This window comes from Paenibacillus baimaensis (assembly GCF_025567575.1).
The window spans coordinates 154,013-178,208 of the sequence record NZ_JAOQIO010000007.1; the positions used below are offsets into that span (position 1 = coordinate 154,013).

Below are 24,196 nucleotides of genomic sequence, written 5' to 3' on the forward strand. Positions count from 1 at the left end.
CTTTCGTACCCCAGTTCTAAACCTTTACATGCAACTTTTTTGCGAACTAGATGACTAACGCACAAAAAAGCCGGATCGCTTTCCGACTTTCCTGTTTGAACACGTTCATTTATAAATTTCACTGGGCTTGACTCCCCAATATTTCTGAAAGCTTTTGGAAAAATAATTCACATGCTTATATCCCACCTGCTCAGCCGTGTCGTACACCTTAATACCCTTGGTCAGCAATTCCTTGGCTCTTTCCATACGCAGTCGAAGTACATAATCGGAAAAGGATTCCCCTGTCACTTCCTTGAACGTCCGGCTTAAATAGGAATAGCTGATAAACATTTTTTCGGCAACCAGATACAGATTCAATTCCTCTTCATGCAGCCTTTCCTGAATAAACCCGATTACCTGACTCATTGCAAGCTGCGTGCCGGTTTGCCGCCGTTCGGTTATCGTTTGGCTAATACGTGAAGTCATCCGGCGCAGCCATTCACCAACCTGCTCTTTCGATAATAGCTGGTTGAAGTTTTCAAAATCCGCATAATCCTGCTGCAGCGCTTCACGCAGTGTCCATCCGTGGATATGTATAATCCTTGCCAGCAGACACGTAATTCGCCACAGCATCTCCTTCGCCTCCGTTACAGGCGTATGAGCAGAGAAACCAAGCTCCATCATCTGTTGAATAAAGGCTTCGCACTTCGTACGGTCTCCTGTTTCAATAGCAACCTCATATTCCTTCTCCAAATGGCTCATCATCATCCACGAGTCCTGAATCGAAACCACATCCCTATACGGAATAGCGATTTCATTGCCCAGAATAATCCGCTCCTGCAGAGCCATTCGGCTCTGTTTATAGGCATTGGCAAGCAGCTGTTTATCGGCCACCAGAGGCCCTATACCTGCACTCGCCGTCAGCTTGAGACAGTCCTTAACCGTCCCGAGCAGCCCGCTGATGAGCGGATTCACCCGCCCGTACAACGTTTCATCCCGCTCTTCATCCGGCCATATGAAGACCACAGCCGTCATGCCGTCATCATCCTGCAATACCACACATTCCTGATCGGCCAGCACATCGCTCGCAATTGTAGCAAGCAAAAATTGTACCAGTGATCGATCCTGTACCTGAAAGCGACCGTTGTCCTCCGAGATGGGGTCCATGTCGAATATGATGGGCAAATATTTGCGGGCATCCAGGGCTAACAGAAGATCCCGGCCTCTTTTCTCGATCTCCCATATGGAATAGCGCCCATTCAACCAATTTTTATAAAACATCTTTTGCAAATCCGGCAGCTGCTCATTCCACTTGGCTTCAAGCGTGGCTATGTTGTGCTTCTCGTTAATTTCCCGCTCCCTGACTGCCTTGGCATCCAGTACTGTCCGCATAATGAGCTCGTTCTCCGCCGGCTTGACCAAATACTGGAACACGCCATATTCGATGCTTTCCCGCGCGTATTCAAAATCGTCATAACCGGTTAAAATAATGACCTTAATAAGCGGGAATTTCTGTTTAAGCCATTTGGCCAGCTCAAGTCCGCTCATCAAGGGCATCTGAATATCCGTGAGCACGATATCAATATGATCCTTTTGCAGAATGGTTAAAGCTTCCCTGCTGCTGCCGACGGCCGCTACCAGCTCCACTTGATTGTCTGCCCATTCGATCCCTTCCGCAATCCGCTCCCTGACATGATGCTCATCCTCAACGATTAACAGTTTCATGTGTGTCCTTCCTTTCCCATTGGCAAAATCAATGTTACTTTCGTACCTTTGCCTTCTTGGCTGTCGATTAACAAATCAGCGTCACCGCCATAATACAGCTTGACCCGTGATTTCACATTTTTCAATCCATAATAGAGACTTGTTGGTTTATCTGGAGAGCTCATATACGATTTGCTCGTGATTTTGTCCATTTCCATGATAATTTCCTGCAGCCTGTCTTCGGGGATTCCGACTCCTGTATCCTCCACCTCGACATATAACCTGTCTTCTACAATTCGCGAGCGAATGCATAAGTAACCCTCATTGGGGCTTTGTTCCAGCCCATGGATGATCGAGTTCTCCACAATAGGCTGTAGAAGCAATTTCAGGATCTGCAGCTCCTTCGTTGCCTCATCCAGCTCGATTTCCTCGGTGAAATGATCCTTGCGGATTTGCTGTACACGCATATAATACATCAGATGCTGAACCGTCTCCGCCAATGTGAAGGAGTCTCTGCCTTTTCCCAGACTTACACGAAAAAAACGGGCCAGATTAATGACCATTTCGCTTATTTCCGGAATACGATTGCTTGAAGCAACCGAATAGATCGAATCCAGTGTATTATACAGAAAATGCGGATTAATCTGCGACTGCAGCAAGCTGAATTCGGCCTTGGCCAGCCGCAGCTCCTTTTCATAATCATCCTCAATCATTTTACGCTGTGCAGCCGCCATTCGATTGAAGCCATTCATCACAAAGCCGAACTCATCCTTCCTCTGATGTACGACCTCGAAGGCCAGATTCCCGCTGCTGAATTGTTTAAAGGCACCCGATAGCTGCTGCAGAGGTTTGGAAATGCTGCTGTACACGAGCCATGCAATCCATATCGCCAGCATAATACTGATAGCAGTAATCAAATAAGTAAATTGCTGAAGAATATGAGATAACTTGAATACCTCCTCCCTCGGCTGCTCCAGACGCATCGACCATTCACCCTTTTTTACGGTAATCGAAAAAGGCTCTTCCTTATGCAAATTTTCCGAATTTGGATTGGTCTCGAGTACAAATCCGTCGTTGTAGAGCAGCGTAATGTTCATATTGATGGAGGTTTGCAGATTTTGGATGATTTTTTGAAAGGATCGCTTGTCGACAGCCAGCACCATCACATTCGGTTCTCGCGTACTGCTGAGCACATCCAGCAGACGCATATAATAAATCATATCCTCACTCATATACAGCGACGGATTGCGACTCTCCCTGGTCGGAACGTACACTACCAGCCCACCGCTCCCTTTAATCGTTTGCTGAAACCAATAGTCCTTCTTCACATCAGGCCATTTGATCCCCCCCTTCAGTGTGGAGACTCCGTTACCGCTTTCACCATGAATGATAAAAGCATCCTTGACCGCTCCATTCACATTCGTCAGTGCAGTCAGCTGCTGCTGAACGGTATGGATGCCATACAAATGGTCCGGGCTTAAAGGGTTCTCGATTCCTTTCCAGATATCGACGATGTTGGGATTGGACGCAATCAGCAGTGTTTGCTGATCCATATTTTGGGTTAGCTGATCGATATACTCCAATGTAGTTAGCAAAGCCCCTTTGGTTCGGTCACTAATTTGCTCATTCATAATGCTTTGCGAATAATAATTGGCAAATATGCTGACGCTCACGAGCGGCAGCAGGATCAACAGGAACGTCAGCGTCAGCTTCGTCTGCATCGAATTCAATCTCGAAAAGCTTCTCATGCCCGCTCCTCTCTCCGCTGTCCGATCGCTTGATGCCCGGTATGATTGGAGGGCGGATGTCCGGTGATTTTCTTATACATCCGGTTAAAATAGGATTGGTCGCAATAGCCGAGCTGATCAGCGACCTGCCCAATCGTCATCGGCGAATTCAGCAGCAAATCTCGCGCGGCATACACACGCACCTGGTGCAAATAATCGATTGGGGTCTGTCCTGTCACCTCGCGGAATATTCGTGTCACATAATTAGGAGTCCGGTCAACGAGCTGTGACAGCTCTTCAAGACGAATTTGTCCGCGGTAGCTGTCGAGGATATACTGCTGAATCGTCGCCACCATGGACAGCTTTTTCAACGGTAAGTCTGCATGATCCGCTTCCCTTGCTGCGATGCCGAGCAGTTCCAGCACGATGCCCGTACAGATCAGCTCGTAATGCGGTAGCTTGCCAAGCCACTGCTGCAGCAGCAGTGAGAAGCGCTGCTTCATATATTCATGATTCCGGGTATGCAGCAGCAGATACGGCTTGTGTGCAAGCAGCGGAATGGAGGTGTGATCTGCTGCACCAGAGGACTGGAACAGAAAAGCGAACTTTTGATGCATTTGGGTACCGTCCCCGATACCTGCACGAAGTGTGCCCTTGGGAATAAACAGAACATCCCCTTTTGTAAGCGGTATATCCTGGTGGTTCAGGCGATAGGTCAATTGACCACTGACCACATAGATGAAAATATGGGCTTCCGTGATCTCCTCTGCCTTTCTCCATTCAGGACCAACCTCCTCCAGAAGAACGGATTTTAATTCAATCATCGCGGCTTCACCTCATTTACATATCGTTTTGCTCATTCGTCCCCCCCATTATAGTCAGTAATCATCGAATTGTCCAAATAATAATTGTTTTGTTTATCGCAAGCAGAAGCTTATTTTTTTATACTGAACTTGAAATCAATCAACCATTGTGAAAGGAATGACGATATGAAGCTTCCAGCCCAAATCATTGATTGCGACGTTCATCATGCACTGAAGAGCCATATGGATCTCGTGCCTTACTTGAAAGAGCCTTGGAAAAGCAGAGTTATCAAATTCGGTATACAGGGCGGCGGCGGCACGTATACTTCGCCTATTGGTGTACAGCGTAAGGATGCCTATGCGGCCGACGGCCGGGACGCAGCAGCCTATCCCGAGCTCGTTATGGAGCATCTGGTCGATGCTTATCATATGGATTATGCAATACTTACCGGCAGTACCTATGCCATGTCCATTCATCCCGATGCCGATTACGCCACGGCTATTGTGGCAGCCTATAATGACTACTTGATTGATCAATGGCTCCCGAATCATCCAAAGCTTAAAGGTTCCATGACCGTAGCCACCCAAGACCCTCTGCAGGCTGCCCGGGAAATCGATCGGATTGGACCACATCCCGATATCGTACAGGTCATCCTAATAAGCGCTACACACATTCCTTATGGGAACCGTTACTATCATCCAATTTATGAAGCGGCAGAGAGGCATGGGCTGCCTGTTGCTATCCACCCGGGAGCCGAAGGAAGCGGTATTTCCAATCCGCCTACTGCGGCGGGTTATGTGAGCAACTATTTCCAATGGCACACTTGCTTATCACAAAATTTCATGGCTCAGCTCGTTAGCATTGTGCTGGAAGGTGTGTTTGAGAAATTCCCACGCTTGAAATTTGTACTCGTAGAAGGCGGAGTAGCCTGGCTTCCCCATTTGATGTGGCGAATGGATAAAAATTTTAAAGCGCTGCGCGCAACCACTCCATGGTTGAAGAAGATGCCCAGCCAATACATCCGTGATCATTGTTATTTGACCACACAGCCGATTGAAGAGCCCGATAATCCCAAGCATTTGCAGCAAATATTTGAAATGATGGACGCGGAAAATATTCTATTATTTTCCAGCGATTTCCCACATTGGGATTTTGATGACCCTTTTATGATCATGAGAGGTCTGTCCGCTGAAGCGAAGCACAAGATTTTTTACGAAAATGCCCGTCAGCTGTACCAGCTTAAATAGGAGCAGGAGGAGGAAGTTCCCACATGGCCGTTTATTATATTGCTGAAGCCGTTGACATTCCGCCAGGGAGTCACAAGGTGGTGGAGGTATCCGGTCGATCGATCGGTGTTTACAATATTAAAGGGGAGTTTTACGCCATTCACAATTATTGTCCGCATGAGGGTGCACCTTTGTGCAGGGGTGACGTTTGTGGAACAACACTGGATTCCGGCGTATATGAATTTATATATGGAAGAGATCAGGAGATCGTCCGCTGTCCGTGGCACGGCTGGGAATTTGATATCAAGACCGGAAAGTCGCTATTTAATGACAAAACGCGTACCCGAAGCTATACAACACAAGTAGACGAAGGCAAGGTCGGAGTTGTTATTGGCTAAGCTCCAGTGTATACCGGTTGCCTGTCTACGACAGACAATAGACCGCTTTGCGAATGTCCTCATATAAAAGCCGCCGGAGTTAATGCTCAGGCGGCTACTGCTCGTAGATGATAATGCTGTGAATCTCTATGCTTGCTCAGGTTTACTTCGGCCAATGCCACTCCACAAGATCATCACTCCACGCGATTCCGATACAAGAGTGGGTATCGAAGATAACCTGCTCATCCTCCGGGCCACTCCCATGAAAGAACATCAGGAATTTACCGATGCCTGCAACGTTTCGGCAATCCAGGACGAACCCCGCAGTAATTCTGCCCTTCGCCCATTCCCATTCCTGCTGTCCCAAGGTCAGTACTGGCTGTTGATGCGTCCAGCTTTTCAAATCCAATGACCGCATGATCCCGATACCATTCTCCGGAGAGTGAAACATCACATATTCATTGCGTTCATTCAAAATACAGACGTTTTCCCCCGCGCGCTCATGTCCATAATAAGTCCATTTCTCTAAATCGTAGGAGTACGAGAGACTAACGCCATTTTGCTTGTAAAAGCACCACCATTTGCCGGATTCATCCTTGTCTTCAATTAAATAAGGATCGATCATCCGGCCCATTTGCTCGATAGGAACCTCTGAGCCTTTCAAGAGCAGAAGTTCAGGAACTGTCCATTGCACGAGGTCCCGACTTTCTATTTTCCATATTCTAGATGTGTGATTGCCGTATTTCTCACCATTTGGCCTTGGATAGGTTTGCAGACACATCACCCAACGATCCTGATAGCGAATCACATTGCCAGGACTGGAATAATTCAAGCTGCGGTCTCTCGGTGTCAATTTTCTCGGCTCGCTCCAAGATAACAAATCGCGGCTTTCACTCGTCGCTGTATACATGTATATACGTCCATCCGCCTCTGTTTCCGTCAGCGTAAAAAACAACCGGAATACACCCTCATGATACAAAGCAGCCGGGTCGCGATAAGCGATCCGGCTATTGCCTTGCAGTAATACAGGTGATGGAATATCGTCCAATCTCAAGACAGTCAATTTCATCCCTCCGTAAAAACAGCTAACTACTTAATCGTTTTGATCATTGGGCAGCTAGTTCAAGCTTGTCACAGCTCCGAACGGGATTCCTTCATAGGGCGGATTTGTCCGTTCTGATCAAATTCAATTCGAAGCGCGCCCGGCCTTTCCTTGAACGGAGCACTGTCATTATTGCCAAAAAATGTGCTCCACCACTGGCCCAATTTATCCTGAAAAATCATATTATGCCCGCCATGCGGAATAGCTACATATCGGTCGCCATAAGGACCATACAGCTTATCGGAGCTTGCTGCAAAGCAGTGATAATCACCATCCACAAAATCCGCTCCAACCAGATGGTAACGTCCCTCAGCTTTGAACAGAAACGTCCCTTCGAAACCGACATGCTCGGCATTGGCAGGACTTAGAAGCCGCAGCTCCTCTGCCAATGCCGTCATATCTTCATTCATTCTCGCCATTTTACCGTTATCACATAAGAAGTATACCTGTCCGTCATCATCCTGAAAGAGTGAGGCATCAATATGCGGACTGAGCGGTGCATCCACCTTGATGTTATCCACATAAGGCCCTTCCGCCTTGCCGCTAATGCTTCGCAGCAGTCCATTGCCAAGTCTCGGAATGCTGTAGGTAAGCCAGTAGGTGTCTTTGAGAAAGTGAATCTCGGGTGCCCAGAGCGGGCGGAACGGCGCACCGTCCCGTTGCTGGATCTCCTTTTGCCAGGTGCCGTCCCGATCCACGTTCCAAACTGACGTCCGTTTACGCGGTTTGGTAATGAGCGGCTCCCAATGCTCCAAATCTGATGATTTCCACAGCTGGATGTCTCCCGTGACCGCCCACCAATCGGGTGCACCTGTCGTTCCGGTCAGGTAATACACACCGTCGCCTCCGAGACAAATGGACGTATCGCGAAGCGGGTAGTCAAACAAGGGTGTCAGATGCTGCGGCAGCTCGGAATATTGGATCATGTTTTCAGCTCCTTATTTGCCGTTTTTGTTATAATCGGCTGTGAACTCTTCCATGATCTTGTCGCCACCGCCTTTAACCCATTTGTCTACGGCATCGCTCCAGCCTTTGTCATCGAGCTCGCCTAGCGCAAACTTGGTTTGTGCATCCGTAATCGCCTTTTTCAAGTCCACGCCTTTTTCTGTGTTGGTATCGGATAATAATGCAGCGCTTAGATCATTAACCGCGATACCTTTATTGTCAGCGAACATTTTGTCAATTTTGGTTTCAATCGCATTTTTAGTAATCTTGATGCCACCGTATTGATCTCCCCATCTTAGGTTAACAAACTCTCCAGATAGCTGCGAGCCATCGACTCTTTTCGTTGCTCCATTTTCAACCTTGTAGTCAGTCCCTTCAATCCCGTTATTGAGCAGTGTCAGCATCTCTTCATCACCCAACTTGTCCAGGAACGCCAGCACCTGCTTCATCTTGGCTTCAGTCGTAACACTCGATTTTGGAATGACGATCAGAGAATCATAACCTACAGTGCCTCTTACCTTTTGTCCTTGCGGGCCATCGAAATTCTCAGCGACATCAACGACCACTTTCGGATTCGCTTTAATCATATCCAAATGACGGGTAGCACCATCATCGATAACGGAGAAATACATGCCCGCTTTGCCCTGGTTAAAGTAATCGTATTTCTTGGCAATCGGGAAATCCGGGCTGATCAGCTTTTCGCTAACCATCTTTTTGTAGAGGTCCAAAGATTTCTTGAACTCTGGATATAGGAAGTCTGGTGTAATCTTGCCGTCCTTCAGTCCCCATCCATTCGGACCTCCATTGTAAATGGTCAGCTGCTTCAGCAATTCCATCGTAGCATCTTCCTGGATACCGGTCGTATTGTTCTTCCCATCCTTATCCGGGTCATTTAACGTGAAGGCTTTCGCCACATTGTAAATATCATCAGCTGTTTTAGGAGTTTGCAATCCCAAATTATCCAACCAATCCTTGCGGAATATCATACCGTAACGAGCCAATACGCGCTCCCGCGGGATCCCATACAGCTTGCCACTGACGCTCGCATTTTTCACTGCGACCGGATTCATCTTGCTAAGGTTTTTCGTGTCTTTAATAAATGGAGTCAAATCCCAGTACATGCCCGACATTTGCGCGTTCAGCATGGCGGATTCCTTCGTTTTACGGATCAGCATCACATCAGGCAGCTTACCGGAAGCATTTGTTGCACTAACCTTGTCATCATAGGCTGTACCCGCTCCAGGTACCCAGATAATATCAAGCTTCGTATTGGTGTACTCTTCGATCTTTTTCTGAATGGGGCTGTCCTTCTTTGGCGGCTCAGCACCTTGTTGAATCATCATAATCTGAAGCTCTAACGGCTTGGCCGGTGTGCCTGCTGCCGGTTGTCCGGCCGGTGTTTCGGTTTTGCCTGTGCAGGCTGCCAGCAGTGACACCGACATGCAGGTCAAACAAACAACGCTAATCATTTTCGCAAATTTACGAGTTTCATTCGTTTTCATAGTTAAATCTCCTCTTCATCTCTAGTTTAGTTTAACCCTTTACTGACCCCAATAACGCGCCTTTGGCAAAATGCTTTTGCAGAAATGGATATACAATCAGAATTGGCAGCGTCGAAAGCACAATAACTGCCATCTTGACCGTTTCCGCTGGTGGAGCAACAAAATCCTCACCGAAATTCGTAGAATCTCCAATCCCTCCCTGCGATAGAATAACGATTTGTCTGAGCCATACCTGAATCGGCCATAGCGTGCTGTCGTTAATATATAGAACGGCATTGAAGTAAGCATTCCAATGCCCTACCGCATAAAATAAAGCGAGTGAAGCCAATACGGGTGCCGACAATGGCAGCACAATCCGGAACAAAATCCCCACATCGCTGCTGCCGTCAATCCTAGCTGCTTCCTCCAGACCATCAGGCAGGTTTTGAAAAAAGCTGCGCATAATAATCAGGTTAAAGGCGCTGATCAAGCCCGGAATGATAAGAGAGCCGACATTATCGAGCAGCCCCGTCTCCTTCACGACCAGATACGTAGGAATCATCCCGCCGCTGAACAGCATCGAGAACACGACCAGCTTCATGAACAACTTGACACCCATCAAATCTCTTTGCGCCAGCGGATACGCCATTAAGGCGGTGAACAACAGATTCGCCAGCGTTCCAACTACCGTGATAAATATCGAAACGCCAAGGCTGGATAAAATAATGTCCGTGGATAAAATATACTTGTAACCAACCAAAGAAAATTTGGTAGGGAATAAGATAAATCCTTTCCTCAGCAGTTCCTCAGGAGCTGTCAGTGACGAAGCGATGATGAAGATAAAAGGCAGGATACAAGCGGCGGCAATAAGGAGCAGAAGCAAGTAATTGATGCCCTCAAGCAATCTGCTGGATAGTTGTTTTTCTACCATATGGGTTTGATCCTCCTTCGAGTTTGACTGAACCTTGAGTGCAATGACCAAACGTCACTTATTAATAAATACCCTCTTCACCGAACTTTTTGGCTAAGCGATTCGCCCCGGTTACCAACAACAGCCCGATGATCGATTTAAACACACCCACCGCTGTACTGTAACTGAACTTCCCTTGCGAAATCCCCGTCGTGTATACATACGTATCGAACACTTCTCCAACCTCGCGGTTCAATGGATTAACCATCAGAAAAATTTGCTCGAAGCCGGAATCAAGGAACGTGCCGATCCGCAGAATAAGTAAAATAATGATCGTACTGCGAATCGCAGGAAGCGTAATATGCCACATTTGTCTCCAACGGTTAGCCCCGTCGATGCGGGCTGCTTCATACAATCCAGGATCGACACCAGCCAGCGCAGCCAAAAAAATAATCGTGCCCCATCCCGTTTCTTTCCATATCACTTGTGAAGTAATGATCGTTCGGAACCAATCCTTGCTTAGCAGAAACTTGACCGGTTCAGCTCCCATACTGTTCAGCATCGTATTGACAATTCCGCCCTCTGTCGAAAAGAACAGGAAGCTGATTCCGACCACTACTACCCACGATACAAAATGCGGTACATAGATGAGTGTTTGAATCCATCGTTTAAATATATCTCGGCGAACCTCATTAAGCATCAGCGAAATGACAATCGGTAATGGAAAGAAAAACACGATGTTATACACAGCCAGAATGAATGTATTCTTGAACAGCTGCCAGAACATCTCATTGCCAAAAAACGTTTCGAAATGCTTGAACCCAACCCATTTACTCCCAAAAAAACCCAGGAATGGCTGGTAATCCTGAAACGCAATGAGTATACCCCACATCGGCATATACTTATAAATTAGGAAGTACAGCAGTCCCGGAAGCAGCATAATAAAAAACCATTTTTGCCGTTTGAGTCTTCGTTTAAAAGCATTCATTTTGGAATCTGAAATGGATGATCTCGTTTCAGATACAGCCTGCATCTTGGTTCACTCCCCATTCACCCGTTGTATGGTTGTTTGTCTGTAGCTCATACTTTATAGGCTTTGCCAGTTACCGTCTACAATCACGGCAGCAGATCATGGGGTTGTGAGAGCCTCAGAGGCCGGTTTACGTGCCAAATTGATCATTTATAATCATTAAGGCAGATCGGATAATCTCTTAAAAAGCCAAAAAACCTCCTTGTTGGGAGGTTTCGCTGATAGCCCTATATAGTCTCATCGTAAAAAAAATTCGGTTTTACAATTGCATCCTCATATTGCCGATGGAAAATATGTGTCGTCGCGGGCGATAAGGGAGGAATCAACCAGGACCAATTCCCGGTCACCTGACGATCCTTCTTTTGCTCGTTGGCCTCGAATCTCATAAATTGCTGGGCGGCTGTATGATGGTCGACGATGGCTACACCATGCTGCCTGAAAGAATCCAATACAGCTATATTCAATTCGACCAGCGCCCGATCCTTCCATAAGGTTGAATCCCTGCTCGTATCGAGTCCCATCATATCGGCTACCTTGGGCAGCATATTATAACGCCCCGTATCCGCAAGATTCCGTGCTCCAATCTCAGTCCCCATATACCAGCCGTTGAAGGGAGCTGCTGTATAATGAATGCCTCCAATCTCCAGCCGCATGTTGGAGACCATTGGCACGGCGTACCATTGCAGCCCCAAATCGGCAAAGCCAGGGAGCTCCGGATGGCTCAAAGGCACCTCCATGATGAGCGATGACGGAATCTCAAATAGCCGCGGTACTCGATCACCTATTTTTACCAAGAGCGGTAGCACGTCAAAGGAGCCCCCGGCTCCCCTCCAGCCCAGCTCCTGGCAAAGATTCGTGATGGCAACTGAATCCGGATCTCCAACCACACCACCATCGATTTCATAACCCGCGTAACGAATGAGTTGGTGATTCATAATGCGAATCTGCTGCTCCGGCTGAATAGCAGGCTTGAAAATAGTGATTGCCGGACGAATCCGACCACCATTCGTAGCGTATTCGATATGACGGTACAGCGCCTGCACGATCTCCTCCTCCGTTTCCAAAGTGCGCGCATCGATAACATGCAGGGTCTCCCAGAACAACCTGCCGATGCATTTATTGCTGTTGCGCCATGCGAGCTTTGCTCCATATTGCAGTTCCTCCAGCGTATGCTCATAAAAGCCCTGTTCGGCTATCGCTTGCCGGATCTCTATAATTCGTTGTTCCTTTTCACCCATAGTTTTGCCTGTTTCGCTGTAGCATGTATGAATAAAATGCTCGGCTTCTCCAACCTCATGATAAACATTCATATTAAATTCGTACTCCTATCCTTATCCTGCTCTCTATTATAGTAAAAACAGGCTTCGATTCCAAATAGGAGCTCACCGTTCACGATTTAAATTGGTCCTGGAATTGGCTCGGAGTGATATTCACATACTTTTTGAAAATGCTGATAAAATATTTGTAATCCTTGAAACCAACATCGGAGGCGATGGTATACACCTTGCCTTCACCGGTCTTCAGCTGATCCATCGCCTTTTGAATCCGGTATCGATTCAGGAATTCATTGAACGTATAGGTCGTTTCTGTTTTAAACTTCTGATTTAAGTAGGTAGAGCTGATCCCGAGCTGTTTGACCAGATCTTGAATGCTGATCCGCTCTGCGTAATTCAACTGAATATAAGCAATCATCTGGGCTACATATTTGGAAGCCTTCGTTGGCGCATCGTTCATCAGGGCAGCACTAAGAACCTCGTCCAATTGCTTGGGGTTGTTCTTAATGAGCTGGTATTTCTTCTTAAGCTCAATCTGTGTTTTGGCCCGTGCTAGGGCTTCAATTAATTGATGCTGCTCCAACGGCTTCAGCAAATATTCGCTAACACCCAGATGCACGGCTTTTTGGGCCAGATGGAATTCATCGTATCCGGAAACAATAATGAAGCTGCAGGTTGCCGCATCCATACTGCGCTCTATCATCGTGATCCCGTCCATTAAGGGCATATTCACATCCGCTATGACGATATCCGGCTGCAGTTCAATAATCTTCGATAGTCCCTCAGCGCCATTAACGGCCTCATCGATGACAATACAATCCGAACCAAGCCAGTCGAATGTATAACGCAAGCCTTTACGTATCATTTCCTCATCTTCCACAAGCAGTACCTTAAACACCTTCATCACCTTTTTCGTAGGGAATTAAGATTGTGACACTCGTTCCTGAGTCAGGGGAGCTCTGAAGCTGAATGCCGTATTGCTCACCATACAAAAGCACCAGACGACGATGAAGATTATTGAGTCCGATATGCTTGCTCTGATTATCCGGGCTGCTCAGAATATCCCTGATTTCCGCGAGCCTCCGATCGTCCATGCCATCTCCATTATCCACGACTTCCAGTACCAGATCCTGACCTACCACATACCCTCGAATCGAAATGAACAAAGCCTCCTGATGCTGATACCCGTATTTAATTGAGTTCTCGATAATTGCCTGCAGGAGAAGCTTCGGAACCAAGGCGTTCTGTCCCTCGGTGGATACGTCGATCGTGTAGGTTAATCGGTCCTTAAAGCGTATTTGCTGGAGCTTCAAGTAATCGATCACATGGTTCAGATCACCCTTCATTAATACCGTTTGTCCATCATTGCTGATACTATAACGAAGCAGTCTGGAGAGGATCATGACAATCTCCTGCGCCTGTTGGCTGTCTACGACAATGGCATAGCGCAGAATTTCCAGCACATTAAAAATAAAATGCGGATGAAACTGTGATTGCAGCTGCTTAACTTCTATCAGACGTCTAAGGTTCGATAGCTCCTCGTTCTTGTGCAATAATTCATTCAGACGGTTAAGCATAATATTAAATTGATTGGCTAGTGTCTCGAATTCATCCCCGGTTTTGATTTCAACGTAAGCATCCAGATGACCCTCCTGCAGCTTGTTCACGGCATACAGCAGCTTGTCTATGGATGCGGTATTGCGCGATGACATTTTTTGTGACAAAAAATGAACCATCACCCATAACAAAATACTAGTTACGATAATAAACACCGTTAACGAGATATAAGCATATTTCTCGATCCGCAGGGAATTCAGTGTATATACCTTCATTTGAGCGGTTGGAATATTAGATTGGCTCACATAATATCTGCCATTATTTAATTGAATGTAGCCCTGGGCATCGTATATTGGATTAAATTTGTTCATTAACCCTTTGGCAATATTGTTCGTCGTGGCTATAATCGTGTTGTGCTGGTCGGTGATGACCGATATTTCATTGTTTTGCACAAATATAAGCTTCTGTACATCTTCTTCATATAATTGATACACCAAATAACCGACCACCGTATTATTGTGCAGGATCGCTTTCCCGAAGGTATATAAGGTGAAACGATCGTGAGAGTAGGCAATGTGATTCGTTTCTGTCAGAGTTGCTGTGGCTATAGGTGGAATCCGAGGTACAATATCCTTGAATACCATATCCTCGATCAAGCCGTTGGAAGGTGCGGAGGATGCAACGAATATGCCCTTCACATCGATGATATGAAATACGCTTTTCACCTTTTGATGGTTATTAAATTCATAAAATTGTTCATACACGTCCTGGCTGTTCGCACGCGTAACGGCATAATCAATAACAAGCGGCAGTGCGGCCATCCGGTTGATTTCCTTATAATATTGATTGTATATTTTGGACATCGACTGATTGATCGTTTCGTTGGCTTCCATAGTTTCATTCGCCAATATGATTTTATTATTGATAAGAGTAAAGATCAGAAACAAGATAAACAACACGATAATCGGCATAAAGGTATACAGTAAAAACAAACGACGAGTGGACTCCTTAAAGTTGTTCTTATTCGCCTCCATACCACCACATCCCGCACTATATAGTTGATTACCAGAGCTCTCATCATACCTTACTTGGTTAAGCATAAACAAGTACAACAAAGGCTGGCCCCGCTTGATGCAGGAACCAACCGTAAGACCAAGAGTTTACAAGAACAGCCCACACTTACATGGTGATGTCCTTTTTGCCCGACAATTTGAAAAACAAGAGCAGTGACAGGACCGTAATGATAGTAAGCATCGTCGATAAGGCTGCTGCTACACCGTAGTTGCCGCGAATAACCTCCGTATAAATGGCCACTGTCATCGTTTTTGTGGAGCCTGTGTACAAAATGATGGAGGTGCTTAATTCCGTAATAATGCTGATCCAGCTTAAAATCGCACCTGCTATGACCCCGGAAATCATCATGGGCAGCGTTATTTTGAAAAACGTCTTCATGGTCGAGGCACCCAGGCTGATCGCCGCTTCCTCTATACTATCGTTTACCTGATGCAGTACAGCCGCACTGGATCGAATCGTATAAGGCAGACGCCTGATGACGAAGGCTGCAATCAGTATAATCGCCGTGCCGCTCAGTACAAGCGGCTTGTGATTGAAGGTAACGAGCAGGGCAATACCGAGAATCGAGCCCGGAACAATGTAGGGGAACATCGTGAACACATCCAGGATATTGGAGGTCACACCTCTTCTTTTGACCGTTACATAAGCGATAAGTATCGCCAACAGAACAATGATAGAGATTGAAATAGCCGCCAATATAAAGGTATTCGCAATAGAATCTCCAATCTTCGTAAAAGCAGCGCGATAGCTGTTCAATGAGTACCCGGATACAAATATGCGTCCCGACGTGTTGAGAAAGGAGGTATACATGACATACACCTGCGGCAGCAAGGCGATTGCGGTATACACATAGACGACACCATGAACGATAATATTACCCAAGCCCTTCTTCTCTTTGGGCTGTATTGGATTCAGCGCGCTCATCGTGAACGATTTGCGGTTGGATATATATTTTTGCAATAGAAATATCGATGTAGCAAATATAACTACGAGCACACTAATAGCGGCTGCAAAACCATCATCCCCGCCAACCTCACTAATAAATTCGGTAAAAATAAGTACAGGGATCGTTTTATATCCTTCACCGATCAGCATCGGTGTCCCGAAATCAGCCAATGCACGCATAAACACGAGCATTCCGCCTGCAAGCAATGTTGGTGTAATGAGCGGAATCAGCACCTTCCACATTTTGCGGATTCCGGTGCAGTTCATGCTCTCGGCTGCCTCCATCAAAGAATTATCCACATTCTTTAGCGCCCCGGACACATACATGAAGACGAGCGGGGACAGCTGAAGCGTCAGCACGAGCACGATTCCGGTAAAGCCATACACGTCCGGCATCGGAATTCCCAATACACCTTTAACAAAGTTGGTGATAACTCCGTTTCTGCCAAGCAGCAGAATCCATGAGTAAGCACCAATGAACGGAGCAGACATCGAGGAAATGAGGATCAGAATTTGAATGGTGCCGCTGCCCTTGATCTTGATCGTCGACATGATATAGGCCAGTGGTGCTGCAATCACAACAGATAAAATCGTCACACAGGCCGTTACCTTCATGCTGTTAAACAAGGCATTCATATAATACTGCTTGCTAAAAAATTTCACGAAATAAGCAAGGGAAAAGGCGCCGGTCGTACCGTCAAAAAAGCTTTTGGTCAATAATGTAAACAAGGGAAAAGCTAGGAACACAAGATAGATCACAAAGATCAATATCGTAATGGGCATCCAGATATCAAGCCGCTGACTTCGTTGATTCATAGGCCAATGGCCCCCGTATAATTCATCTCACCCTGCTCATCATACACATTCACTTTGTCCATATTGGCTTTCAGATAAATCACCGAGCCCGGCTTTAATAGATTACCAGTTGTCGACTCTATGGTGATTTCAACTCGCAAGCCCGTTTCCAGGTCTGCGAAGTAATGGGTATTCTGCCCGAGAAAAATACTGCTTACTATCGTTGTCTTAATTCCAGTGCCATCCTCGGAAATGATAAATTCTTCCGGCCTAACAGATAGTTTGACGGGCTGCACTTCAGCGGACGTAGGCACCTTGATATTGTTCACCCGCTCTTCATAGCCGGGACTGAAACGAACACGGTACTCATTGTTCACTTTGGTCAAAGTCCCCTCCAAAATATTGGTATGTCCTATGAAGGTTGCAACAAATATGTTAGCAGGCCGTTGATAAATCTCCTGAGGCGTTCCTACATGTTGGATAATACCCGATTTCATGACAGCAATCCGATCGGATACCGCCATGGCTTCCTCTTGGTCATGTGTGACATACACCGTTGTAATGCCAACGCTATTCTGAATTTCTTTGATTGCATTGCGCATTTCAATACGAAGCTTCGCATCCAGATTGGACAAGGGCTCATCCATCAGCAGCACATCAGGACGTATCACGATAGCTCTCGCTAACGCTACACGCTGCTGCTGTCCGCCAGATAAATTTTGCGGCAGTCTGTCCTTGTACTGATCAATTTGCACGACCTTCAGTACCTCGGCCACTTTCTTTTCAATATCCGCCTTTGATACTTTACGATTCTCCAAACCAAAAGCAACATTGCCCTTAACGGTTAAGTGAGGAAAAATCGCATAGTTCTGGAACACCATGCCTATATTCCTTTTGCCCGGCGCTACCTGGTTAATAACACGATCATTAAAGCGAATCTCCCCGCCTTCTACGGAGTTAAAGCCGGCAACCATACGCAGGAGCGTCGTTTTTCCGCATCCCGAGGGACCAAGCAGGGTGAAGAACTCACCCTGTTTGATATTAAGCGTCAGCTCAGGAATCACTTTGGTATCGCCATATTTCTTCACAACATCCTGGAAGGATATGGTTACGCTCATCGTTTCCACCCGATTTCTTTATGTTTATTTTTGCAATTTGGTAAAGGTATCCGTATAACGGCTAACGATTTCTTTCTTATGCTCACGTACGTATTTGTCATCTTCCTTGATCACTTTAATTTCACTCATCGGTTTCATATGGCTTCCAAGCTTGGCATTCGTGCGCAATGGACGGTTAGTCAGTTGAGTTCCGAATGCATCCTGTGCAGGCTGGGATATAATGAAATCGATAAATTTCTTGGCATTGTCTTCATTTTTTGTACCTTTTACAATCCCTGCAACCGCATCAAGAAATACAGCACCTTCAGTTGGATATACGATTTTGACAGGTCCGCCGCTTTTCACGTAGCTAGCCGATGGATCTTCATAGGTCAAGGCCACAATATATTCGCCGTCCGCTACGCTCTTATGTGCAGCGCCGGAGCCACTGGAGATTTTACCGTCCAGATTCTTAATTAAGCTACCCACGAAATTCCAGCCTTTATCGGACGTGTAATCTCCGCCCTTGGCCAACAATATATTCGTTAATTGAGCAAACGCCGAACTGGAGCTTGCCGGATCCGCCGTAGCGATTTTCCCCTTTAATTTGGGATTTAACAAATCCTCATAACTCTCGATTTTGATATCTCCAACCAGGTTCTTGTTGACCAGCAGGACACTAGCATCCGAAACATAAGATGTCATGTAGCCTGTTTCATTGCGATGTCCCTCCATTAAATCCTTATCATTGGGAGAAACATAATTGGCGAACAAATCGCCATTGCCCATAAACAATGCATGAGAGCCTCCAAACATGACGTCAGCGTATGGATTCGCTTTTTCGGATTGCAATCGCTTGATCAGCTCCCCAGTACCAGCCGACACCAGTTCAACCGTTATTCCGGTTTGCTTCTCGAACATCGGGATCAACGTATTAATAATATCTTCACTGTTAGGCGTATAGACAACCAGCTTGGTCGAACCCTTGGGAGCACTCGCTGCACCCTTGTCTTTAGAACTCGCTTGCCCACATGCAGCCAACAGGCTTATCGTTAATACCAGCGCCACTATTAAACTTATACCTTTTCTCAATATGTTCGCCCCCTATTTGAATATAAGATAATTCTATCAGAAGCCCTCAACATTTAAATCCTAAAATACATAAACATCATCTAAAATTGACAACTAATCTAACATATAAATCCCATTATTCACCTAATCTTATCGTTCTAATTATGCCTTCACCCCATAGATAATAATAAACAAATTTGAAAGCGTTACATATTTAACATCGTTAAATAAATAAAAAACCAACGTCAGTTAAACTGACATTGGTCTAGTGATCCAAATATTTTTTTCGATAATCGCCTGGAGTCATATCCTCCATCTTGCGGAAATACCGAATGAAGTTTTGCGAATTCTGATATCTGAGTCTCTCCGCAATTTGGGATACCTTCATATCGGTTTCCAGCAGCCATTTTTTCGCTTGATTGAGTCGATATTGCGAAACGTAATCACTGAAGTTCACACCGGTTTCCTTACGGAACACTGTTTTTAGATAATTCGGATGATAATTAAGCCGCGTTGCACATAAATCCAGGGTCAGGTCGGACTCAAACTCTTCATGGATAATTTCGATCATATGCTCGGAAATATTTTTATTCTGGCTTTCCCACTTTTTGTTCAATAATGTGACCATCGGCTCCAGCACTGTTTTCATAAACCAGCTCTCGGTTTCTGCAATCGTTTTGAGATTAAAAAGCTGCTCAAACAGCTGCCGGTCCTCCTGGGAGGAGGCTTGAAGATTCTCGCCTGCATTCTGAATCTCGCGAATCAGATCAGCCAGCAGCCGGAACAAAATCATCTGGTATTCCTGATGCCGAATAGGGTCGCGCAGCATCACAGTAAGAAACTCGTGCAGCAGCTGCTGGGCCTTGTCCAAATCGGGAATCTTGAGCGCATCGATAAGCTGCTTTTCGATCCATTCGGGGAAAATCGTCTGAATCCGATGGTCAGGCAGCACATCCTCAACATGCAGAATAGCCTCTTCACCAAAGCGAATTCTATACTTTAATGCCTCCAGACTTTCCCTGTAAGCCTGCGCCCCTCTATTCAAATTCGTATAGAAGCCACTGATGCCTATGCTGATCTGCAGCCCCAGTATTTCTTTGACCGTTGTCTGAATCAGCTCTGAGAGGGCATACACATCGTTCTTGCCTTGCTCGGACGAAGAAGTCCTGTTCCTCAGCAGTGTCACCTGATTGCCGCCTATAACGACAGGTTCAAGACGGGATTCCGGAAGTGTCAGCTCCGAGACGATATTGTTAACCGCAAACATCAGCAGGTCATGATCATTTTCCTGAAAACGCGTTCCCGCTAAAGTGTCAATTTGTACTGTCAGCACACAATAGGAGTCACCGCCCCATTCATACTGAAATTGCTCTGACTTTTCTTTAATCTCTTGACCATTCAGCTCACCTAACAGCAATTTTCTCACAAAAAATTCCTTCAGCTGCTTCGTATGTCCCTGTATTTGATCCAGCAGTCTCGATTGTGAGGTTCGCAGCGAAACGATATGTTTGCCAATGAATTGCAGCTCATCCTCATTTCTGTTCTCGATAGCTTTATCTCCAGCCGCGGACTCGAATACAAGACGAATGGGTGTGTAGATTCGATTGGACCCGATTAGCGATAGCACCAGCAAAATGAGAAATACTCCTGTGCACACATAAAACGTGTACCAACCGATCGCCCCTGACTCCTTCGTAATCTGTTCAATTGAAACAAGCGAAACATAGACCCAGCCGTTAAAAGCAGATTTTTTGTAAGTGATACCGATGGACCCATCCTGCAGACGAATTTCATTGCTGCCTTTATCCACTGTGGATGCTTTTAAATGTTGAACCACCTGATCAATCTTTTCCTGCGAAAAATCCGGATTGGATACCCTTGTCAATAAGCGGTAATCCGCATCAAAGACAATCGTATCCGACTCGCCGTTATATTCGGGAATCAGCTTTTGCAGCCTATAGTTAGGAACGTTCGCAACAATCACACCGGATGTGCCCTTATAGATATTGATCGGCAGTTTTTTGACCAGCAAAATATGGGAGGCACCTTCGTTGGTAACCCACTTGGATGATTCTGCAAACTGCGTTCGTTCTGTCAGCGTTTTCAATTCGATGTCCGTCATAGATTGCATGAACCCGCTGTTGTCGAGTGTCCATCTATGCGCAAAGCTCGCAAGCTGTACATTGGAAATACCTAGATCATAGGATTGCAGCTTGTAAAGGCCATTCGCCAAATCGGTCACTAACATAAAATCCCTGGCCTCAAAGCCCCGGGTTATCGATTCGCTGACAAGTTTACTGTTACTGAATTGGACAATTGCGTTATCAATCGTTTGCAAAATCTGCTCAACCTTCAACTCCGTCTGCGTTAGCACTTGCATGTTACCCTCATTAACCTTTTCCTGAACAATACCCTTGGCTTTAAAAAAAGATAAAATACCTAAGGATACGACGGGGATCGTAACCAGGATCATACTAAAGAGAATGATTCTCCGTAAATATTTGGATTTATACATGGCATTCCCTCACGATTCAGGCTTATAGTCATCGCACTTGATGAAATGGTAAATATATACATTTTAATCATTTCAGCACAGCTGTTTTTCACAATGGTATCCGGTTTCTACATTATATAGAATACAAAATAGGGTTACAAATCAGCCCCTATGCTCTCTAAGTTATCTGTTGGTGTCATAATTGTATATAATCATTAGGGCAGATTGTCGGTAATCAGCACTCTGAGGCATGCCAAATAACTGCGACATCCCTAAAGATGCCGCAGTTCAATTTACTTCTATGCTCCATTTCCTATCAGGCAGCTATTCATCTTTACCTTCAATGCCGCTGATGACCAAGCTGCGGACTGAATCCCGCAAACTATCGCGCATATCGGCAGGTGTTCCTTCGTCTGTTACAAGTGTATGAATACGGTTCAGTCCCATGCCAAACAGAAAGCCGCTGCGATTGACCTTCGACGAATCCGCCATCAGAATCAGATGATTGCTCTGTTCGACCAGCATCTGGGCAATTTGCAGCGGTTCCCACTTGGAATAATAAATGCCCTCTGGCCCAAAGCCCATGCAGGAAAACAGCGCCTTATCGAATCGGTACTGACGCAGCTCACAGTGCAGCTTGTAGCCGAACGTCTTGCCGTCCTCATCGACCTCTCCGCCAACCAGATAAACCTTCAGCTTCCCCTTCTTCTGAATCAGATTCAGGGTAACCATAGCCGAATTCGTAACAATCGTAAGGTTCTTGTCATCAGGGACGTAACGGGAAAGCACCAGACCGGAGGTATTTCCGTCAATAAAAACGCTATCGCCATCCTCCAGCAGCTTCACAGCTTCACGGGCAATCGCCTCTTTGCGTTCCAGATTGAGCTGCATTCTTTCGTAATAAGGCATATCCCAGGTGGTCTGCTCCCGCTTCACCGCTCCGCCATACGTTCTGCGCAAAAATCCCTTCTCGTCCAAAATACGAAGGTCCCGGCGGATTGTTTCCACCGAGACTTGATACGTATCGACCAGCTCTTCAACTGAGACGCTGCCAACACGCCGTACTGCGATCATAATTTCATTTCTCCGTTGAACTGAGCTCAATGCTGTTACCCCCTGAGAGCCTGAGTAAATAACTTGCTTTTCTCAGGCTCCGGTTTAACTTTTTCAAATATTATTTGAATTCTTTTAAAGTCTTGGTAACGTCAGCCTGCGCTTTCTTCATCGCATCAGCTGGAGTCAGCTTACCCGCATTCATTGCCTGCAGCGCTTCGCCCAGAACCGTATCCATCTTGTTGCGCGCAGCGGATGATACATCGATACGTGCATAAGGGAACACTTCATCAAAAGCCTGTTTCTTTTGCGGATTATCCGCATAGTTTTTCTTCAGTAAATCCGTATCCTGTGCAGATTTGGTAGCCGGGAAATATCCGGTTTTCGCTGCATAGATCGCCTGTGCCTTGGATTCTGCAAAGTATTTCAGGAACAGCCATCCCGCCAGCTGCTTCTCGGGGGTCGTCTTGAACAACACCTGATTGCCACCATACAGCTCAGTCACCTTGCTGTCGCTCTTGCCCTGTGGAATCAGGGTGATTCCCCATTTGAACTTGTCCTTGATCAGATCCAGCTTTGAGCTTGTGCGGGCAGTCGTTCCGATTTCCATGGCTGCTCTGCCATTCGTGAATTCCTGCTCCGTATTTTCTGCCAGCATGATCGCTTTTTTATCCAGCAAATTTTTCATCATAGCTGCCAGCTCTACCGCCTGCGGATTATCATAATTGACGCCGCTTTGATCCAGCTTGATCGGATCAATGCCGTAGGTGCGCAGCCAGGTACGGAACGTACCTCCGTTGTTGGCGTTGCCCATCACCAATGCCGGCTCACCACTTTTTTGTGTAATATCGAGCGCCATTTTCTCAAAGTCCTGCCACGTAGCCGGCGGTTTCTCATAACCTGCTTTTTTGAGTACATCGATGTTGTAGTATACGCCCATGGAGGAATTACCGTGCGGCCAGCTCATCGTTTTGCCGTTGTACTCCGGAATACGCTGACGCGCCAGCACCCCTGGCATGATATCGTCCAACGCCTGCTTGTTCAGCCCGTTCACCGGGTCATTAATGTAATCGTCCAACGGTACAATTTTATCAGCCTTCATATATTCGAGCGTATCGCTCTCGTAGGACATCGCAACAGCCGGAAGGCCTCCGCCCTGCAGCGCAGCACGAACCTTTTTGTTCAGGTCATCATAGGAACCCTGGAATACTTCCTTGACGATGATCTTCCCTTCGTACTCCTTGTTGAAGGCAGCTACCATTTCTTTAATCGCATCGCCATAAATCGTCGCCTGAATGTGCCAGAAGTCAATGGTAATCGGTCCATTTTTACCGAGCTCAATGCCTTTGGCTGCTGTGCTTTCCGTTTTCTTATCCGTCCCACTGCCTGTTGTTGCTGCGGGAGTTGTCACCCCACAGCCTACCGTTGTGATTAATAACAAAGACGCCAGTGATGCTTTCCAATGAGCAAACGATTTACGTGAATACACGACTATCACTCCTTCGATTGTTGGGAATTGTTTATTGGGTGAATGGCAAGTCATATCGAACG

At 46.2% G+C, this 24,196-nt stretch carries 19 protein-coding genes; 2 read left to right on the forward strand and 17 right to left on the reverse strand.

Features of this window, described 5'->3' with window-relative positions:
• Window positions 1–105 precede the first annotated feature (105 nt).
• The 3 genes from OB236_RS02445 to OB236_RS02455 are packed head-to-tail and all read right to left on the reverse strand — an operon-like array spanning window position 106 to window position 4,234.
• Entirely contained in the window at window positions 106–1,704 is a 1,599-nt protein-coding gene (locus tag OB236_RS02445; RefSeq protein ID WP_262682542.1) for a response regulator, read from the reverse strand.
• Entirely contained in the window at window positions 1,701–3,431 is a 1,731-nt protein-coding gene (locus OB236_RS02450) for a cache domain-containing sensor histidine kinase (protein WP_262682543.1), read from the reverse strand. Before OB236_RS02450 ends, OB236_RS02445 begins: the two co-directional genes overlap by 4 nt.
• Entirely contained in the window at window positions 3,428–4,234 is an 807-nt protein-coding gene (locus OB236_RS02455) for a helix-turn-helix domain-containing protein (protein WP_262682544.1), read from the reverse strand. Before OB236_RS02455 ends, OB236_RS02450 begins: the two co-directional genes overlap by 4 nt.
• Window positions 4,235–4,399: 165 nt before the next feature.
• Here OB236_RS02455 and OB236_RS02460 point away from each other — a divergent pair, with 165 nt between their 5' ends.
• Complete coding sequence (locus OB236_RS02460; protein ID WP_262682546.1) at window positions 4,400–5,461, forward strand: amidohydrolase family protein; 1,062 nt, start codon at window positions 4,400–4,402, stop codon at window positions 5,459–5,461.
• 23 nt (window positions 5,462–5,484) lie between these two features.
• A complete protein-coding gene (locus OB236_RS02465; protein ID WP_076228251.1) occupies window positions 5,485–5,838 on the forward strand; it encodes a Rieske (2Fe-2S) protein in 354 nt (117 codons plus the stop codon).
• 142 nt (window positions 5,839–5,980) lie between these two features.
• Here the strand turns inward: OB236_RS02465 and OB236_RS02470 are convergent, their stop codons facing one another.
• From OB236_RS02470 to OB236_RS02535, 14 genes are all read right to left on the reverse strand, one after another.
• Window positions 5,981–6,880: a glycoside hydrolase family protein gene (locus OB236_RS02470; RefSeq protein WP_262682548.1), complete on the reverse strand. Its 900-nt coding sequence runs from the start codon at window positions 6,878–6,880 to the stop codon at window positions 5,981–5,983.
• A 68-nt stretch (window positions 6,881–6,948) separates the two neighbouring features.
• On the reverse strand, window positions 6,949–7,845 hold the full coding sequence (locus OB236_RS02475; RefSeq protein ID WP_262682550.1) for a family 43 glycosylhydrolase: 897 nt from the start codon (window positions 7,843–7,845) through the stop codon (window positions 6,949–6,951).
• Window positions 7,846–7,857: 12 nt separating this feature from the next.
• The gene (locus tag OB236_RS02480) at window positions 7,858–9,366 is read right to left on the reverse strand and encodes a type 2 periplasmic-binding domain-containing protein (RefSeq protein WP_262682552.1); all 1,509 of its coding nucleotides are present in this window, start codon (window positions 9,364–9,366) and stop codon (window positions 7,858–7,860) included.
• 31 nt (window positions 9,367–9,397) lie between these two features.
• Entirely contained in the window at window positions 9,398–10,276 is an 879-nt protein-coding gene (locus OB236_RS02485; protein ID WP_262682554.1) for a carbohydrate ABC transporter permease, read from the reverse strand.
• A 61-nt stretch (window positions 10,277–10,337) separates the two neighbouring features.
• Window positions 10,338–11,243 (reverse strand): ABC transporter permease, encoded by a 906-nt coding sequence (locus OB236_RS02490; protein ID WP_262683065.1) that lies wholly within the window; start codon window positions 11,241–11,243, stop codon window positions 10,338–10,340.
• A 269-nt stretch (window positions 11,244–11,512) separates the two neighbouring features.
• Window positions 11,513–12,595, reverse strand: a complete 1,083-nt coding sequence (locus tag OB236_RS02495; RefSeq protein ID WP_262682555.1) for a nitric oxide synthase oxygenase — start codon at window positions 12,593–12,595, stop codon at window positions 11,513–11,515.
• Between the two features lie 79 nt (window positions 12,596–12,674).
• Entirely contained in the window at window positions 12,675–13,457 is a 783-nt protein-coding gene (locus OB236_RS02500) for a response regulator transcription factor (protein WP_262682557.1), read from the reverse strand.
• Window positions 13,450–15,150, reverse strand: a complete 1,701-nt coding sequence (locus OB236_RS02505) for a sensor histidine kinase (protein ID WP_262682559.1) — start codon at window positions 15,148–15,150, stop codon at window positions 13,450–13,452. Before OB236_RS02505 ends, OB236_RS02500 begins: the two co-directional genes overlap by 8 nt.
• 145 nt (window positions 15,151–15,295) lie before the next feature.
• Window positions 15,296–16,951, reverse strand: a complete 1,656-nt coding sequence (locus tag OB236_RS02510; protein ID WP_262682560.1) for an ABC transporter permease — start codon at window positions 16,949–16,951, stop codon at window positions 15,296–15,298.
• On the reverse strand, window positions 16,948–18,048 hold the full coding sequence (locus tag OB236_RS02515) for an ABC transporter ATP-binding protein (RefSeq protein WP_262682561.1): 1,101 nt from the start codon (window positions 18,046–18,048) through the stop codon (window positions 16,948–16,950). The genes OB236_RS02510 and OB236_RS02515 overlap by 4 nt, the downstream gene beginning before the upstream one ends.
• A gap of 24 nt (window positions 18,049–18,072) precedes the next feature.
• Window positions 18,073–19,119: an ABC transporter substrate-binding protein gene (locus OB236_RS02520; RefSeq protein WP_262682562.1), complete on the reverse strand. Its 1,047-nt coding sequence runs from the start codon at window positions 19,117–19,119 to the stop codon at window positions 18,073–18,075.
• Window positions 19,120–19,363: 244 nt separating this feature from the next.
• A complete protein-coding gene (locus tag OB236_RS02525) occupies window positions 19,364–21,613 on the reverse strand; it encodes a helix-turn-helix domain-containing protein (protein ID WP_262682564.1) in 2,250 nt (749 codons plus the stop codon).
• 303 nt (window positions 21,614–21,916) lie between these two features.
• Window positions 21,917–22,696, reverse strand: coding sequence for a DeoR/GlpR family DNA-binding transcription regulator (locus OB236_RS02530; protein ID WP_076228282.1), 780 nt, complete (start codon window positions 22,694–22,696; stop codon window positions 21,917–21,919).
• 70 nt (window positions 22,697–22,766) lie between these two features.
• Window positions 22,767–24,134, reverse strand: a complete 1,368-nt coding sequence (locus OB236_RS02535) for an ABC transporter substrate-binding protein (protein WP_262682565.1) — start codon at window positions 24,132–24,134, stop codon at window positions 22,767–22,769.
• Window positions 24,135–24,196: the final 62 nt, after the last annotated feature.

Bases quoted from the DNA above. Each gene is read 5' to 3' on its own strand.
- OB236_RS02505 (WP_262682559.1), bottom strand. From the start codon at position 15,150: ATGGAGGCGAATAAGAACAACTTTAAGGAGTCCACTCGTCGTTTGTTT.
- OB236_RS02450 (WP_262682543.1), bottom strand. From the start codon at position 3,431: ATGAGAAGCTTTTCGAGATTGAATTCGATGCAGACGAAGCTGACGCTG.
- OB236_RS02455 (WP_262682544.1), bottom strand. From the start codon at position 4,234: ATGATTGAATTAAAATCCGTTCTTCTGGAGGAGGTTGGTCCTGAATGG.
- OB236_RS02445 (WP_262682542.1), bottom strand. From the start codon at position 1,704: ATGAAACTGTTAATCGTTGAGGATGAGCATCATGTCAGGGAGCGGATT.
- OB236_RS02460 (WP_262682546.1), top strand. From the start codon at position 4,400: ATGAAGCTTCCAGCCCAAATCATTGATTGCGACGTTCATCATGCACTG.
- OB236_RS02485 (WP_262682554.1), bottom strand. From the start codon at position 10,276: ATGGTAGAAAAACAACTATCCAGCAGATTGCTTGAGGGCATCAATTAC.
- OB236_RS02510 (WP_262682560.1), bottom strand. From the start codon at position 16,951: ATGAATCAACGAAGTCAGCGGCTTGATATCTGGATGCCCATTACGATA.
- OB236_RS02525 (WP_262682564.1), bottom strand. From the start codon at position 21,613: ATGTATAAATCCAAATATTTACGGAGAATCATTCTCTTTAGTATGATC.
- OB236_RS02495 (WP_262682555.1), bottom strand. From the start codon at position 12,595: ATGAATGTTTATCATGAGGTTGGAGAAGCCGAGCATTTTATTCATACA.
- OB236_RS02480 (WP_262682552.1), bottom strand. From the start codon at position 9,366: ATGAAAACGAATGAAACTCGTAAATTTGCGAAAATGATTAGCGTTGTT.
- OB236_RS02465 (WP_076228251.1), top strand. From the start codon at position 5,485: ATGGCCGTTTATTATATTGCTGAAGCCGTTGACATTCCGCCAGGGAGT.
- OB236_RS02475 (WP_262682550.1), bottom strand. From the start codon at position 7,845: ATGATCCAATATTCCGAGCTGCCGCAGCATCTGACACCCTTGTTTGAC.
- OB236_RS02490 (WP_262683065.1), bottom strand. From the start codon at position 11,243: ATGAATGCTTTTAAACGAAGACTCAAACGGCAAAAATGGTTTTTTATT.
- OB236_RS02515 (WP_262682561.1), bottom strand. From the start codon at position 18,048: ATGAGCGTAACCATATCCTTCCAGGATGTTGTGAAGAAATATGGCGAT.